Genomic DNA, 13,243 nt, shown 5'->3' on the forward strand with positions numbered 1-13,243 from the left:
ACATCCCGCAAGCGGGGCATCACACCCCGCCCGCCTCGTGCCCCTTACTCCGCCGCAACCCTTGCCATCGGGTTGTTCGGATGCTGCGTCCAGTTCGCGTAAGCCGGATCCACGCGCTTGCCGGTGCGTTTGTCCAGGTCTCCGGCCGGCAGTGCCTCCAGCGTGATGCAGTTTTCCACCGGGCAGACGTTGACGCAGAGATTGCAGCCGACGCATTCCTCCTCGATCACCTCGAAGTGGCGCACGCCATCGACCATCTGGGTGATCGCCTGGTGCGAGGTATCCTCGCAGGCGATATGGCAGCGGCCGCATTTGATGCAGGCGTCCTGGTCGATATGGGCTTTGGCGACATAGTTGAGGTTGAGAAACTGCCAGTCGGTGACATTGCCGACGGCGCGGCCGGTGATGTCATCGAGCGTTTTGTGGCCCTTTTCGTCCATCCAGTCGGAGAGACCGGAAATCATTTCCTCAACGATCTTGAAGCCATAGGTCATGGCGGCGGTGCAGACCTGCACATTGCCGGCGCCGAGTGCTAAAAATTCCGCCGCATCGCGCCAGGTGGTGACGCCGCCGATGCCGGAGATCGGCATGCGGTAGGTTTCCGCATCGCGGGCAATTTCGGCGACCATGTTGAGCGCAATGGGTTTCACCGCCGGGCCGCAATAACCGCCATGGCTGCCCTTTCCGCCGATCGAGGGATTGGGCGAAAACGTATCGAGATCGACCGAGACGATGGAGGAAATGGTGTTGATGAGCGAGACGGCATCGGTGCCGCCGCGTTTTGCCGCGCGTGCCGGGTGGCGGATGTCGGAAATGTTCGGCGTCAGTTTGGTGATGACGGGCATGCGGGTATATTGCTTGCACCAGCGCACCACCATCTCGATATATTCCGGCACCTGTCCGACGGCCGATCCCATGCCGCGCTCGGACATGCCGTGAGGACAGCCGAAGTTCAGCTCGATGCCATCGACGCCGGTTTCTTCGACCAGCGGCAGGATGGCGCGCCACTCTTCTTCCACGCAAGGCACCATGATCGAGGCGACGAGCGCCCGGTCCGGCCAGTTCATCTTGACCTGTTTCATTTCGCGCAGGTTCGTCTGCAGGTCGCGGTCGGTGATCAGTTCGATATTGTTCAAGCCGAGCAGCCTGCGGTCGGCGCCCCAGATCGCGCCGTAACGCGGACCGTTGACGTTGACGACCGGCGGGCCTTCCGAGCCGAGCGTCTTCCACACGACACCGCCCCAGCCCGCCTTGAAGGCGCGCTCGACGTTATAGGCCTTGTCGGTGGGTGGCGCAGACGCCAGCCAGAAGGGGTTGGGCGATTTGATGCCGACGAAATTATTCCTGAGATCAGCCATGGTTCATCCTCCCCCTGTTCACGCGACAGCCACAGCCGGTTGACCGGCTGAGACAAGATGAAGATGAATGGCCTCTGCCGCATCGCGACCATGAGCGACCGCCTGCACCGTCAGGTCCTCGCCGCGGCTGGTGCAATCACCCCCGGCATAAACCTTCGGGAGGGAGGTTCGACAGTGTTCGTCGATGAGGATTTTGCCGCGTTCCATCGCAAGCGCGCCAAGGCCGCTTGTCGTGAAAGACTGGCCGATGGCCTTCAGAACCTGGTCGCAGGCAATCACGCCCGTCTCGCCTGTTAGGGTCAGGTGGCCGTCGCTAAGTGCGGTATAGTCGAGTTCGATGCCGGCAACCGTTCCGTCGCGGCCGAGGATACGTTTGGGCGACAGCCAGTGGCGGATCAGCACGCCCTTGGAGGCGGCAAGATCCTGTTCGTATTCGGAGGCGTTCATCTGCTCCTTGCCGCGCCGGTAACAGATGGTGACTTCGTCCGCGCCCAGCAGCTTTGCCTGGATGGCCGCATCGATCGCGGTCATCCCGCCGCCGAGCACGACGACGCGCCGACCGATCGGCACCTCTGCCCTGTTTTTGGCTTGGCGAAGGGCTGCAATGAAATCCACCGCGTCATCGACGCCGGCAAGATCCTCGCCCTCGAGCCCGAGCGCATTGACGCCAGCAAGACCGAGCCCAAGGAAGACGGCATCGTAATCGCGAACAAGGTCCGACAGCGAGAAATCGCGGCCGAGCGCCTGTCCGGTGCGGATCTCAATGCCGCCGATGGCGAGAACGTAATCCACCTCGCGCTGGGCAAACTCGTCGGTCGCCTTATAGGTGGCGATGCCATATTCGTTGAGACCGCCGGGTTTTTCGCGGGCATCGAAGATGATGGCGGTGTGGCCGTGCATGGCAGCCCGGTGTGCGCACGCCAAGCCCGCCGGGCCGGCGCCGATCACGGCGATGGTTTTGCCGGTTTCTGCCGCGCGGACAAAAAACTGCCGGCCGGTCTCCATGGCAATGTCGGTGGCATAACGTTGCAGGCGACCGATCTCCACGGGGCGATCTTCTGCCGTGTGGCGCACGCAAGCTTCCTCGCACAGCGTTTCGGTGGGACAGACGCGGGCGCACAAGCCGCCGAGAATGTTTTGCGAGAGAATGGTGCGGGCCGAACCCAGCGGATTGCCGGTTGATATCTGCCGGATGAACAGCGGAATATCGATGGCGGTGGGACAGGCCGTCATGCACGGCGCGTCGTGGCAGAAGTAACAGCGATCGGCGGCAACGAGCGCCTCGTGCCGGTCTAACCGTGGATGAAGGTCGGAAAAGTTCTTGTCATAGTCTGCGGGCGCCAGCCGGCCTCCCGCGATGCCGCTTCCCAGTCTGTCCATGTTGCATCCCTCTTTTATCATGGAATTCTTACGCAACTGCGGGAGCGTAACACGGCCAAAATTTTTATCAAACGGTAAAAGTTTGCCCGTGCGAATCGTCAAATCCTGCAGCGGTTCAGGCGGGCGCACATAATCATGATACAAACACTCAAGTTTATTCTTTACTCGATTTGTCATGTTATCTATGGTGCCCGCCAAGCACCCTTGCGAGGGGGAAATGACTCGGATGATGAAGAGGAAGACGAGCCGTGGCGAAGAAAGACAAGCGCAAGGCTGACAGCAGGGCGCGGGGCGAGGAAACACCGTCGAAGGCGCAGGACAGTCGCAGCGTCAAAAGCTTTCTCTATGTCGGCGGGCGTGATTGCCAGGTGGCGCATCTGCGCCAGATCGCCAGCAATTTCGGCGCCGAGCTGATCCACCACGATGGTGGCTTGCGCGAAGCCGTGTCGCGCATCGATACGCTTCTGCCTTCCGTCGACTGTGTGTTCTGCCCCATCGACTGTATCAGCCATGATGCGTGTCTGCGGGTAAAGACCGGCTGCAAGAAGTTTTCCAAGGCCTTCATTCCCTTGCGCAATGGCTCAAAATCCTCGCTGGAGCGGGCGCTTCAGACGATGCATGAGCGCAGTGAACAGAGATTGAGTGAGACGAGATGAGTGAAGATCGCCGCGACCCGACCCTTTTGATCGGCCTGCACAAGCTTGCCCAGCAGAATGGCGATGGCCTGGTGCCGGAGCTTTACGATCTCCTGACCCGCCGCCCCGACGAGTTGGAGGAGGACGAGTGCATCATGCGTTTTCCCATCGGCCGCACCCGCCTTCCCGGCGTTTCCCTGTCCGGAAACGAGGCAGCGCAACCGGCTCGAATCATTCCGCTTCGACGGGCATAATCACCAGCGCAAGAGCGTAGCTGCCACAGGGGGCATCGTTTCTGCCATGATATGGTTAACATTTTAGAGGGGTGAAAAGTAGCAATTGTGAAAAATCCTGCTGAGCGTAATTTCATCATCAGGAGGGCAGCTCATGTTGCGCATTACAATTCTTCTGGCATCTCTGGTTTTTTCAACGGCGGCAGCGGCAGATCAGGCGCGCGGCGATCCCATGAAGGTGTTTGAAACCTATGCGGTTTTCGTCGTGGCAAACACCAATTGCCTCGGCTTGAACTTCAACGTCGACAATCTTCAGGTCGAGCTGTTCAACCTCGGTGGAAAGATGAACTGGTCGTCCACCCGCAGGCGCCAGCAGACGGAGGCGCAGGTGGCAGCCAGCACCCTCCAGTATGGTCAAAATCCGCAGGCATTCTGCACCATGGCCCGCTCGCTGGTCACCCATCACGGCGCACGCCAGCTGCAAAGCGCCGGCCTGCTGTATCGCTCCTGAACTCGGCCCACAGACAGGCGAGGGCTTTTCCTGAAGCCCTTCGTGTAATCTGATCCGACCATAACGGCGTAAGGGACTATAGATCCCCAGTTTGACCAGCCGCCGGTTCATGACACGCAATCTCATCTTCATTCTCGGCGACCAGCTGTCGCCCGACCTTTCAAGCCTTCGCGATGCCGACCCGGCCCGCGACGTCATCCTCATGTGCGAGGTGATGGCGGAAGCGACCTATGTGCGCCATCACAAACGCAAGATCGCCTTCATCCTGTCGGGCATGCGCCATCATGCGCAAAGCCTGCGCGAGGCGGGATTTGAAGTCCGTTATACGTTCCTGGACGCCCCTGAAAACGCCGGTTCGTTTCGCGCCGAGCTTTTGCGTGCCGTGGCGGATCTGGCGCCGGACCGCGTCATCGTCACCGAGCCCGGTGAGTGGCGTGTGCTGGACGACATGCGCGGCTGGCAGCAGGCGGCAGGCTGTCCGGTGGACATCCGCCCCGACGACCGCTTTCTGGCCAGCCATGAAGAATTTGCCGCCTGGGCTGCGGGTCGCAAGCAGCTGACCATGGAGTTTTTCTACCGCGACATGCGCCGCAAGACCGGCCTTCTGATGGAAGGGGACGTGCCTTCAGGCGGGCGCTGGAATTTCGATGCGGAAAACCGCAAGCCCGCAAAACCGGATCTGCTGCGCCCGCGCCGCCGGCAGTTTGCGCCGGATGCGATCACGCGCGACGTTTTGGCGCTGGTGGCGGAACGGTTCAGCGATCATATCGGCCGTCTCGATGGATTCGGCCTTGCCGTCACCGCAGCCGATGCGCAAGCGCTTCAGGACGATTTTATCGCGGATTTCTTGAGCCAGTTCGGCGAAACGCAGGATGTGATGCTGGCATCCGACCCCACCCTCAACCACGCGCTTTTATCGTTTTACATCAATATCGGCTTTCTCGATCCGCTGTCCGTCTGTCGTGCGGCCGAACGCGCCTATCTGGAAGGCCACGCGCCGCTCAATGCCGTTGAAGGTTTCATTCGCCAAATTATCGGCTGGCGCGAATATATGCGCGGCATCTACTGGCTGAAGATGCCCGACTACGCCGCGAGCAATTTTCTGGAAGCTTCGCGCCCGCTGCCGGATTTTTTCTGGACGGCCGAGACGGACATGGCCTGCCTTGCCACCGTTATCGGCGAGACCATCGACAACGCCTATGCCCATCACATCCAGCGGCTGATGATCACGGGTAACTTTGCGCTCCTTTCAGGCATCGCGCCCTTAGCCGTTCACGAATGGTATCTGGAGGTTTATGCGGATGCCTATGAATGGGTGGAAATGCCCAATGTGATCGGCATGAGCCAGTTTGCCGATGGCGGGCTCCTGGGCTCCAAACCCTATGCCGCAAGCGGCAATTATATCTCAAAGATGTCGGACTACTGCACGGGCTGTCGGTACGACGTGAAGAAAAAGACGGGTGAGGGCGCCTGTCCGTTCAACGCGCTCTACTGGGATTTTCTCGACCGAAACCGGGAACTGCTGTCCGCCAATCACCGCCTTGCCCAGCCTTATGCCACATGGGCGCGCATGGCCGAGGCGCAGCGGCAGGATTATCGCGCAAGCGCGCAGCGGTTTCTGGAAAAGCTTGATGCAAAAGAACGGGTGTGAGGCAAAGAACCGGTCTTTCAGCGCTTGCGTATAAAGGAACTAACGACAACCCCGGAGACGATGATGACAGACGCCCTGATGACATCCCTGCCGCAGGATTACCGGGCGCTGGTGATCGGCGCGAGCGGCGGCATTGGTGAGGCGCTGTGCGCCGTCATTGCCGCTGATCCGCGCTCTGGCGAGCTGGTGCGCCTGTCGCGCAGCGAAAACGGACTTGATGTCACCGACGAAGAGAGCGTTCAACGGGTGGCCGCGACGTTGTCGGGTGAATTCCAGCTGATCTTCTGCGCAACCGGTGGCCTCACCATCGATGGGGTCGGCCCGGAAAAATCGATCCGCCAGATTTCCGCAGACGCGATGATGCGGCAGTTTGCCCTGAACGCGGTGGGAACAGCACTGCTGATCCGGTATTTTTCGCCGCTTCTCTCAAAACGCGACCGGGCGCTGATGGCGTTTCTGTCCGCCCGCGTCGGCTCCATCGGCGATAACCAGCTGGGCGGCTGGATGTCTTATCGCGCCTCCAAGGCGGCGCTGAACCAGATCGTGCGCACCGCCTCCATCGAGCTTGCACGCACCCATCCCGCCACCGTTCTGGTGCCGCTTCACCCGGGAACGGTTGCCACGTCCTTGTCGGAAAAATATTCGGGCGGCCACCAGCGCAGCGACCCGCAGGTGAGCGCAAGGGCGATGCTATCCGTGCTCGACGGACTTTCGCCGGAAGAAAGCGGCCGCTTTTTCGCCTATGACGGCCAGCCGATCGACTGGTAAAGCGGGTAGATGGCTGTCAGTCAAACGTGATGAGCGCCAATCCATAAGCAAACAGCACCAGCAGCGTGACAGAGAGGCGCAGGGTAAAATACCAGCGCTTTTCGAGCGCGCCCGACGCCAGATACCGGTCTCCGGCCAGAAGCCCGACAAACGATGCGGCCTGAAGCACCAGCGCCAGACGGCCTGCCGGCATCAGAACCGTGCCCCAGGCGATAAGCGCCAGCACATTGCTGATCACAAGCATGGATATCACAATCGACGACCGTTCAGCACTTTGCACCAGCCCCCACAACGTCCCCGCCATGAAGGCTGCTATGACCGCGCCATAGGCGATAAAGGCAAAAAGCCGGGCGCCCTCATCGAACACGGGCAGTTGCAGCAGGTAAAACGGCAGGGCGCCGGCGCATGTCAAAAGCACGGTGAGGCGTTGCGGCGAGACCATCACGCTTCCCTCTTTCGTGTTGTCCGGGCAGGTAAACTGTCGCAAAACATCTCTCTGAGCGTCACGCCCAGACCATGGCCGCTCAGAAACGCCGCTTCCACGCGGTTGCCGATGCACCAGTCGCCGCAGGCGCCGATCTGCTTGTCCCGGTCGAGGATGAAAGGCTGCCCGAGTGGCGTTTCCACATTGGCATAACGCCAGCGGTGCAGCTTCACACCGGTTGCGGCATCAAAGGCAAGGGTGGGAAAGAGATCCCGACAGGCGGCAAGCATATGCTCACGTACCGTGTCCGGCTCATCCTCGAGATGAGCATCGGACCAGGCGCTGCCGGCATGGATGACAAGCGTGTGGTCGGGCACTGAGCCTTGGGAAACGTCTGTGGCCGCCTCCCGCTCCGGCTTGCTGCTGTTGGCGGCAATCCAGCTGATCACAGGCAAACCCTCCGCCGCATCGGTCAAAGCCGACACCTGGCAGGCCTCGAACGGCAGCGGCTCATCACCCGGCAGTTGCAGCATCAGCGTGAAACAGCCGTTCATGCGTACCGTTGAAAGCGCTGCCTTATCCGCCTCGCCAAGTGGCAGGAGGTTTAAGCTTTGTGGCGCGGGTGCCGTCGAGATCACCCAGTCGAACGGGCCGTAAGGCTGATCGTCCGTCACCAGATACCAGCGCCCGGGATCGCCAACGATCGAGAAAACGTGTCGGTCGACCTTCACCTCGAAGGGAGCAGCCATTGCCTTGGCAAGCGAGGTCATTGCCGGCACGCCGACGAAGCGCGGCGCCCGTTCGACAAGCCGTTCCAGCGACCGATCCGCATTGAGGCGCATCAGCGGCGCATTCCACGCCTCGACATGGCCGGCCTCCAGAAGCGGCTCGAGTGCGCTGTGGAAGCGGGCATCGCGCACGGTAAAATATTGCGCGCCATGATCAAACCCGGTCTCGCCCACACGGCGTGTGGCAAGCCTGCCGCCGACGCCACGGCTCTTGTCGAATAGGGTCACCTGCGCATGCGCGGAAAGTTCTGCCGCAAGCGCAAGGCCTGCCATACCGGCGCCGATAATGGCGATGGACGGCTGTTTCATCTGGTCTCTCCCCTGGCTTTGCGGCACCGCTTAGAACAAAACTTGACCGCCGGCCAATCCCGCACCCACTTGCGCCGCCACGAAAACGGCCGGCTGCAGCAAACGCAGGTCTTCTGCGGCAACTCGCTTTTCTTCACCTGCTTCGGCATAAGGCAGCCCAATCACTTTTTTATGATTACGCGGTGATGAGCGACCCGGATCAGGGTTAGGGCTATCGTATTTGAAATAAGACCTTCTCTGGTCTGCCGGGCGACCGGGGCGAGCCATGGGGCTCGCTCCGTCCTTCGGACCCCCCACAAGGGGGGAGATACGAGGCAGTAAACGTCCCTTTCCAGAAACGGACGGCGCGGCCGGGTTAAGCCCTCCCCCTTGTGGGGAGGGTTGGGGAGGGGACTTGTCTCATATGCAATAGCCCTGGGACCAGAGACGGGCGGAAATGGTGCGCCGGATGGCCGTCTGCGGACGTTAATAGGCTTCCTGAAAGCGGCATTGAAGTGTGGCAACAGATGGCCTGTGGTTCTCGGCGATGCCGGGCGTCGGCAGGGCTGGTTCTACCCGTCGATCATCTCGACCACGTCTCGTGTTACACTATTGGCTGGAAGCGACAGAACACGGGGCAGTTCACGGGCAGCAGGTCACCGGCAGCGCCCTGTCCCGCGACAGAGTTTTTGCATACGCGAAAAGCGCTTGCAAACTCCCAGAGGGGCTCTAACATACCGGTATATTGGGTTTATCCCATCTCGTCGGTTCACGGGAGTTCCGTCCTTGACCAACACCCCCTATCTGCTTCTGACTGGTGCAAGCCGTGGCATTGGGCACGCGACGGTCAAGCTATTCATGGAGCATGGCTGGCGAATTCTGACGGTGTCGCGCCAGCCGTTTTCCGAGGAATGCCGTTGGCCGTCTGCGCAGGAAAGCCACATCCAGGCCGATCTGGCGGATCTTTCCGGCATCGATGCGCTGGCCGAGACGGTACGCCAGCGCCTGCCGGATGGCAAGCTGGCGGCTTTGGTCAACAATGCGGGCATTTCGCCGAAAGGGCCGGGCGGCAGCCGTATGGGGGTGGCGGAGACGGATGCCGAGGTCTGGATGAAGGTGCTGAACGTCAACCTCGTATCGACGGCGCTTCTGGTGCGGGCATTGCTGCCGGAACTCGAGGCGGCCCGCGGTTCCATCGTCAACGTCACATCGATTGCGGGGTCGCGCGTGCATCCCTTCGCGGGCGTGGCTTATGCGGCGTCCAAAGCCGGCCTTGCGGCGTTGACGCGGGAACTGGCGGGGGAATTCGGTCCCCGCGGCATTCGTGCCAATGCAATCGCTCCGGGCGAAATCGCAACGGCCATCCTCTCGCCGGGGACGGACGCATTGGTCAAGGCCGAGGTGCCGATGGGACGTTTCGGCACCACTGACGAAGTTGCAAGGACGATCTATTTCCTCTGCACCGACCAGTCTTCCTACATCAATGGCGCAGAGATCCATATCAACGGCGGGCAGCACGTCTGACGGTCTTTGTCTCCGAGATCTGGGATATTGTCTTGCAAACTGCGCCGAAGCGGCTAGGGACAGGCCGCGATATATCGGCATGACCGGTTGAAGATACGCGTGGCGGGGAGGTGGCTCAGAATGAACAACAATTTGAAACGTTCCGACCTGTTTCCGGATCATGGTGCCGCAAGCGCCGCCGGGCAGCCGAAGGCCCTTGCCGCCTATAATTTCATCCGCCACGCGATCATCACCATGCGCATGCAGCCGGGGACAACGATCAGCGAGAAGGAAACCTGCGCGCAACTGGGCGTGTCGCGCACGCCAATGCGCGAGGCTGTGCTGCGTCTGGCGCAGGAAGGCCTGGTGAATGTGGTGCCCAGCGGCGGCACCTTCGTCAACAATATTTCGCTCCGCGGCGTCATCGAGGGACACCTCGTTCGCTCCAGCCTCGAATTGCGGATGGTGCGGCTTGCCGCGCGTTGTTACGATCCGATCCATGACCGGGATTTCGATCTGCTGATGTTTCTGCAGGCGGATGCGGCCAAGCGTGAGGATTACGACCGGTTCCTCGCCGTCGACAATGACTTTCATCGCCTGATCTGCCGCATGGCGGGTTTTCCGGATATCTGGCAGACCATTCACAATGCGACCGGCCAGCTCGACAGGGTGCGGCGGACCGCCATTCCCCGGTCCGGTTATTTCGATGAGGTCGAGCAGGAACATCGCGCCATCTATGACGCGATCAGGGCTGGTGACGCCAGACGTGCCCACGATCTCTTGCGCCAGCATCTCGATGATATCGCCGCAGTCGTGGAATATGTCGTGACCGATCAGCCGGGCCTGATCGTGCAGGAACCGGGCTTTGACCTGTCCAAGCTGGATCTGATGCTGGCGCCGCCCGCTCAGTAACCGCGGCTTCGGCTCCCTGCATTCAGCGGGGCCTGTCCGGCGAGGACCCGCGTGGTGTTCTCGAAAATCTGCGCGACGACGTCCTGCGAATTTGGCATCGATGCGATGTGCGGCGTGGTGAAGATCTTCGGATGGCTCCACAATGGGCTTTCTTCGGGAAGCGGTTCCTGAAGGAAGACATCAAGGACCGCGCCCCGCAGATGCCCGCTGTCGATCGCATCCAGAAGGTCCGCCTCGACCAGATGTTCGCCGCGGCCCATGTTGATGATGCCGGCACCTTGCGGCAGCATGGCAAAGAGGTCCGCATTCAGGATGCCGCGCGTCGCCTGCGTCAGCGGAAGCAGGCAGATCAGGGCGCTGCAGCCGGACATGAAGTCTTCCAACTGCTCATCGCCGTGATAACTGGCGATGCCAGCCTCCTGCTTGGGGGAGCGTGCCCAGGCACGAACAGTGTAATCGAGGGCGCGCAGACGCTGCCCGACAATGCGCCCTATCGCGCCAAAACCCAGTATGCCGACCGTGTAATCTTTCGCGGCCGTCTGTTCGGGACGCTCCCAGCGTTTATGAACCGCGTTTTGCAGATGCAGATCCATCCTTCGATGAAACAGCAGAACCGACCAGATGGCATATTCCGCCATGCCGAACGCGTGCTGGCTATCGACGACACGACACACGGGAACGTCGGGCAGATGCGGATCGGCAAAGATGTTGTCGAGGCCGGCAGCAATGCTGTGGATGAGCTTCAGGTTCGGCATGGTTGAAACCAGGCCAGGGGGCGGGTTCCAGCACACGGCCACATCGGCCGCCTCAAAACCCTCTTGCGGATAGAGGCTCAGCCGGACATCGAGGCCTCTCGTTTTGAACGCATCCTTCAGGAAGGTGAGATCGAGCGTCGCGCTGATCAACGCGATGTGAGGAGCCTTTGCATCCCGCTGTGCCATCGATGCCATCGTCAGAGGCCTTTCTCTGCTGTCTGCATTTTTTCCGGATCCTGTCTCGTCCTGAATTTTCGCAGTTGATCAATTTTTGTGCGGCGCATGGTGGAGTTCAAGTTTTATGCAAAAATTCACCGGCCTTGCTTGACAGCTGCCGATGGCGGGAGTCAAGATGAGGCATCGATATATCGGTATATTGTTGCTCTGATATGATCGCGAAGTGACGTCTGCACGCAAACGAAAATCCTAAGGGGAACCTCATGCGACGACTGCTTTCTGCTTCATTGGCTCTTTTTCTCTCCACGACAGCGGCCTTTTCCCAGGCCGTTCCCGGCGGCAAGCTGAACCTGATCGTTCAGCCGGAACCGCCGAGCATCATGATTGGCACCACCACGAACGGCCCGGCTTTGCTGGTCGGCGGCAATATCTACGAGGGGTTGCTGCGCTACGACGAGGCCCTGAAGCCGATGCCGTCGCTCGCCAAATCCTGGACGGTTTCCGAGGATGGCCTGACCTATACCTTCGCTCTGCAGGAGGGCGTGAAATGGCATGACGGCAAGCCGATGACGTCAGCGGACGTGCTGTTTTCGGCCAACGACTACCTTTTGAAGATGCAGCCGCGCCATCGCAACCTGATGAGCCATGTGGCAAGCGTCACCGCGCCGGATGACAAGACGGTGGTGTTCAAGCTGAAGGAGCCCTTCGAAGCCTTCATGCGTGGCCTGTCGTTTTATACGATGCCGATCATCCCCAAACACATCTACGAAGGCACCGATTACGCCACCAATCCCGCGAACGACAAACCGATCGGAACCGGTCCCTTCAAGTTCGACGAATGGAAGCGCGGCAGCTACATCCACCTCGTCAAGAACCCGGACTATTATGTGAAGGGCAAGCCCTATCTGGATGAACTTTATTACCAGGTCATTCCCGATGGCGCCTCGCGCTCCGTCGCTTTCGAGACCGGCAAGGTCGATATTCTCCCGGGCGGTTCGATCGAAAACTTCGACATTCCGCGACTAAAAGATCTGCCCAATACCTGCACGACGGAAAAGGGCTGGGAATATTTCGCGCCGCTCTCCTGGCTGTGGCTCAACAACCGCAAGCCGCCGATGGACAATGTGAAGTTCCGCCAGGCGGTGATGTATGCGCTCGACCGCGAATTTGCGAAAGACGTGTTGTGGAACGGCTATGGCAAGGTAGCGACCGGCGCGCTGTCGTCAAAACTGCCTTTCTACAAGGATGTCGAGCCGCACTACGCGCACGATCCCGCCAAGGCCAAGGCGCTTCTGAAGGAGATGGGTTATGACGGCAAGGCGTTGAAGCTGCTGCCGCTGCCTTATGGTGAAACCTGGCAGCGCTGGGCGGAAGCCGTCAAGCAGAACCTCGAAGAGGTCGGCATCCCCATCGAAATCGAATCGGCCGACGTTGCCGGGTGGAACCAGCGCACGTCCAACTGGGACTATGACATCGCCTTCACCTATCTCTACCAGAACGGTGACCCGGCCATCGGCGTCGACCGCAATTACAAGACCTCGCAGATTGCCAAGGGCAATCCGTTCAACAATGTCGAAGGTTATTCGAACCCCGAACTCGACAAGCTGTTCGACGAGGCTGCCGTCGCCTATCCGGTGGCAAAGCGTCAGGAACTGTATGATCGGGCCCAGAAGATCCTCCAGGAAGACGTCCCGGTCGCCTGGCTGCTCGAACTCGGCTTCCCGACAATTTACAACTGCAAGGTTCAGGATCTGGTGACGACCGCCTCCGGCCTGCCGGAATCCATGCGCGACGCCTGGATCAAGAATTAAGTCGATACCGGGTGGAAGACCATCTCCACCCGGTTCATCCTGCACCTGG

14 protein-coding genes are annotated in these 13,243 nt (G+C 60.3%); 8 read left to right on the plus strand and 6 right to left on the minus strand.

Going from position 1 to position 13,243, the window contains the following annotated elements:
• Positions 1–44: 44 nt before the first annotated feature.
• Both preA and AC4CWH_RS02770 read right to left on the minus strand, forming a co-directional pair.
• Positions 45–1,358, minus strand: a complete 1,314-nt coding sequence (preA, locus tag AC4CWH_RS02765) for an NAD-dependent dihydropyrimidine dehydrogenase subunit PreA (RefSeq protein ID WP_491320280.1) — start codon at positions 1,356–1,358, stop codon at positions 45–47.
• 18 nt (positions 1,359–1,376) lie between these two features.
• On the minus strand, positions 1,377–2,738 hold the full coding sequence (locus tag AC4CWH_RS02770; RefSeq protein ID WP_491320281.1) for an NAD(P)-dependent oxidoreductase: 1,362 nt from the start codon (positions 2,736–2,738) through the stop codon (positions 1,377–1,379).
• Between the two features lie 248 nt (positions 2,739–2,986).
• Here AC4CWH_RS02770 and AC4CWH_RS02775 point away from each other — a divergent pair, with 248 nt between their 5' ends.
• The 5 genes from AC4CWH_RS02775 to AC4CWH_RS02795 all read left to right on the plus strand — a co-directional run bounded on the left by AC4CWH_RS02775 (position 2,987) and on the right by AC4CWH_RS02795 (position 6,536).
• A complete protein-coding gene (locus AC4CWH_RS02775; protein ID WP_491320282.1) occupies positions 2,987–3,394 on the plus strand; it encodes a DUF2325 domain-containing protein in 408 nt (135 codons plus the stop codon).
• A complete protein-coding gene (locus AC4CWH_RS02780; protein WP_491320283.1) occupies positions 3,391–3,627 on the plus strand; it encodes a hypothetical protein in 237 nt (78 codons plus the stop codon). Before AC4CWH_RS02775 ends, AC4CWH_RS02780 begins: the two co-directional genes overlap by 4 nt.
• Positions 3,628–3,760: 133 nt before the next feature.
• Entirely contained in the window at positions 3,761–4,117 is a 357-nt protein-coding gene (locus tag AC4CWH_RS02785; RefSeq protein WP_491320284.1) for a hypothetical protein, read from the plus strand.
• A 109-nt stretch (positions 4,118–4,226) separates the two neighbouring features.
• A complete protein-coding gene (locus AC4CWH_RS02790) occupies positions 4,227–5,768 on the plus strand; it encodes a cryptochrome/photolyase family protein (protein WP_491320285.1) in 1,542 nt (513 codons plus the stop codon).
• A gap of 63 nt (positions 5,769–5,831) precedes the next feature.
• Positions 5,832–6,536 (plus strand): SDR family NAD(P)-dependent oxidoreductase, encoded by a 705-nt coding sequence (locus tag AC4CWH_RS02795; protein WP_491320286.1) that lies wholly within the window; start codon positions 5,832–5,834, stop codon positions 6,534–6,536.
• Positions 6,537–6,552: 16 nt separating this feature from the next.
• Here AC4CWH_RS02795 and AC4CWH_RS02800 read toward each other — a convergent pair whose 3' ends face one another.
• Genes AC4CWH_RS02800 through AC4CWH_RS02810 form a run of 3 tightly spaced genes read right to left on the minus strand, consistent with a single transcriptional unit; the run spans position 6,553 to position 8,206 of the window.
• Positions 6,553–6,978 (minus strand): DUF3429 domain-containing protein, encoded by a 426-nt coding sequence (locus AC4CWH_RS02800; RefSeq protein WP_491320287.1) that lies wholly within the window; start codon positions 6,976–6,978, stop codon positions 6,553–6,555.
• Positions 6,978–8,057, minus strand: a complete 1,080-nt coding sequence (locus tag AC4CWH_RS02805; protein WP_491320288.1) for an NAD(P)/FAD-dependent oxidoreductase — start codon at positions 8,055–8,057, stop codon at positions 6,978–6,980. Before AC4CWH_RS02805 ends, AC4CWH_RS02800 begins: the two co-directional genes overlap by 1 nt.
• On the minus strand, positions 8,054–8,206 hold the full coding sequence (locus tag AC4CWH_RS02810) for a DUF2256 domain-containing protein (protein WP_491320289.1): 153 nt from the start codon (positions 8,204–8,206) through the stop codon (positions 8,054–8,056). The genes AC4CWH_RS02805 and AC4CWH_RS02810 overlap by 4 nt, the downstream gene beginning before the upstream one ends.
• Positions 8,207–8,840: 634 nt before the next feature.
• Here AC4CWH_RS02810 and AC4CWH_RS02815 point away from each other — a divergent pair.
• Together AC4CWH_RS02815 and AC4CWH_RS02820 are read left to right on the plus strand one after the other, a co-directional pair.
• A complete protein-coding gene (locus AC4CWH_RS02815; protein ID WP_491321337.1) occupies positions 8,841–9,560 on the plus strand; it encodes an SDR family NAD(P)-dependent oxidoreductase in 720 nt (239 codons plus the stop codon).
• A 120-nt stretch (positions 9,561–9,680) separates the two neighbouring features.
• Positions 9,681–10,451, plus strand: a complete 771-nt coding sequence (locus AC4CWH_RS02820) for a GntR family transcriptional regulator (protein ID WP_491320290.1) — start codon at positions 9,681–9,683, stop codon at positions 10,449–10,451.
• On the opposite strand, the gene AC4CWH_RS02825 is transcribed toward AC4CWH_RS02820, so the two are convergent.
• Entirely contained in the window at positions 10,445–11,392 is a 948-nt protein-coding gene (locus AC4CWH_RS02825; RefSeq protein ID WP_491320291.1) for a 2-hydroxyacid dehydrogenase, read from the minus strand. The two genes, AC4CWH_RS02820 and AC4CWH_RS02825, sit on opposite strands and share 7 nt — an antisense overlap.
• Positions 11,393–11,646: 254 nt before the next feature.
• Here AC4CWH_RS02825 and AC4CWH_RS02830 point away from each other — a divergent pair, with 254 nt between their 5' ends.
• On the plus strand, positions 11,647–13,194 hold the full coding sequence (locus AC4CWH_RS02830) for an ABC transporter substrate-binding protein (RefSeq protein WP_491320292.1): 1,548 nt from the start codon (positions 11,647–11,649) through the stop codon (positions 13,192–13,194).
• Positions 13,195–13,243: the final 49 nt, after the last annotated feature.

The organism is Neorhizobium sp. PAMB6716 (assembly GCF_058242805.1).

Bases quoted from the DNA above. Each gene is read 5' to 3' on its own strand.
- preA (WP_491320280.1), bottom strand. From the start codon at position 1,358: ATGGCTGATCTCAGGAATAATTTCGTCGGCATCAAATCGCCCAACCCC.
- AC4CWH_RS02770 (WP_491320281.1), bottom strand. From the start codon at position 2,738: ATGGACAGACTGGGAAGCGGCATCGCGGGAGGCCGGCTGGCGCCCGCA.
- AC4CWH_RS02780 (WP_491320283.1), top strand. From the start codon at position 3,391: ATGAGTGAAGATCGCCGCGACCCGACCCTTTTGATCGGCCTGCACAAG.
- AC4CWH_RS02785 (WP_491320284.1), top strand. From the start codon at position 3,761: ATGTTGCGCATTACAATTCTTCTGGCATCTCTGGTTTTTTCAACGGCG.
- AC4CWH_RS02790 (WP_491320285.1), top strand. From the start codon at position 4,227: ATGACACGCAATCTCATCTTCATTCTCGGCGACCAGCTGTCGCCCGAC.
- AC4CWH_RS02795 (WP_491320286.1), top strand. From the start codon at position 5,832: ATGACAGACGCCCTGATGACATCCCTGCCGCAGGATTACCGGGCGCTG.
- AC4CWH_RS02800 (WP_491320287.1), bottom strand. From the start codon at position 6,978: ATGGTCTCGCCGCAACGCCTCACCGTGCTTTTGACATGCGCCGGCGCC.
- AC4CWH_RS02805 (WP_491320288.1), bottom strand. From the start codon at position 8,057: ATGAAACAGCCGTCCATCGCCATTATCGGCGCCGGTATGGCAGGCCTT.
- AC4CWH_RS02810 (WP_491320289.1), bottom strand. From the start codon at position 8,206: ATGCCGAAGCAGGTGAAGAAAAGCGAGTTGCCGCAGAAGACCTGCGTT.
- AC4CWH_RS02820 (WP_491320290.1), top strand. From the start codon at position 9,681: ATGAACAACAATTTGAAACGTTCCGACCTGTTTCCGGATCATGGTGCC.
- AC4CWH_RS02825 (WP_491320291.1), bottom strand. From the start codon at position 11,392: ATGGCACAGCGGGATGCAAAGGCTCCTCACATCGCGTTGATCAGCGCG.
- AC4CWH_RS02830 (WP_491320292.1), top strand. From the start codon at position 11,647: ATGCGACGACTGCTTTCTGCTTCATTGGCTCTTTTTCTCTCCACGACA.